The organism is Flavivirga aquimarina (assembly GCF_030540835.1).
Classification (GTDB): domain Bacteria; phylum Bacteroidota; class Bacteroidia; order Flavobacteriales; family Flavobacteriaceae; genus Flavivirga; species Flavivirga aquimarina.
The window spans coordinates 1-1,002 of record NZ_JAUOEK010000049.1 but is presented as its reverse complement, the minus strand read 5'-3'; the positions used below and the strand labels follow the sequence as shown (position 1 = coordinate 1,002).

At 40.8% G+C, this 1,002-nt stretch carries 1 protein-coding gene; it reads left to right on the top strand.

Translation table 11 applies throughout. The features are described 5' to 3' along the window. Window positions 1-70 precede the first annotated feature (70 nt). Window positions 71-982 carry an IS982 family transposase gene (locus Q4Q35_RS02865; RefSeq protein ID WP_303276416.1) on the top strand — a complete coding sequence of 304 codons (912 nt, stop codon included), beginning with the start codon at window positions 71-73 and terminating at the stop codon, window positions 980-982. Window positions 983-1,002: the final 20 nt, after the last annotated feature.

Genomic DNA, 1,002 nt, shown 5'->3' with positions numbered 1-1,002 from the left:
TAGTAAAAAAGGCTGTTTTTGAGTAAATTAAAGTGACAAAATTTTAGTTTAACCTCAAAAAACAACCTTTATGCTTAGAGATAAAATTACAGAATTCTTCGTAGAACTGGACGATTTTTGCAATGAATTTAGCTCCCAACTTGAACAGGTTCCTGTTTTAGAAGCTTCCGGTGTTAAATACCGTAACAGGAAGGGCAGGCTCAGTGATAGTGAAATGATGAGCATCTATCTTTTGTTCCATTATGGGCAGTTCACCAATTTCAAACACTTTTACACGCAATATGTCTGTAAGCACTTGGACGACCTGTTCCCTGAGCTGATCAGCTATGTCCGTTTCAATGCAAGACAGGAACGAACATTGTTACCGCTCATGCTGTACTTGAAATACAGGGGTCTGGGAAAATCAAGGGGCATCAACTATATCGATTCGACCTTGCTCAGGGTCTGCCATATCAAAAGAGAGAAACAGCACAGGGTCTTCAAGGGCGTGGCTTCGAAAGGCAAATCTACTATGGGATGGTTCTTTGGGTTCAAGCTCCACTTGATCATTAACGACCGTGGGGAACTGCTCTCATTTTACCTCACCAAAGGTAGCGTGGACGATCGCAATATTGATGTGATGAGCGCCATGACCAAGGATATCTTTGGTAAGCTCTTCGGTGACAAGGGCTATATCTCCAAGGCCCTGGCAGAACTACTCTTTCAGGATGGCGTTCAATTAATAACCAAGGTCAGAAAGAACATGAAACAGCAAAACCTATCCGATGTGGACGCAATCCTTTTAAGAAAAAGGGCTTTAGTGGAATCTGTAAATGATGAACTCAAGAACATTTGCAAGGTTGAACATACCAGACACCGTTCCGTTAAAGGCTTTTTGGTCAATCTTATTTCTGGACTAACTGCTTATTGTTTCTTTCCTAAAAAGCCTTCCTTGAATATTACTCCTATTGAAACTAACCAACTTTGTTTATGGGCAGCTTAAACGAGATTCACGTTAAATTA

Excerpts from the sequence above, each read along its gene's own strand:
- Q4Q35_RS02865 (WP_303276416.1), top strand. The coding sequence starts at position 71 with ATGCTTAGAGATAAAATTACAGAATTCTTCGTAGAACTGGACGATTTT.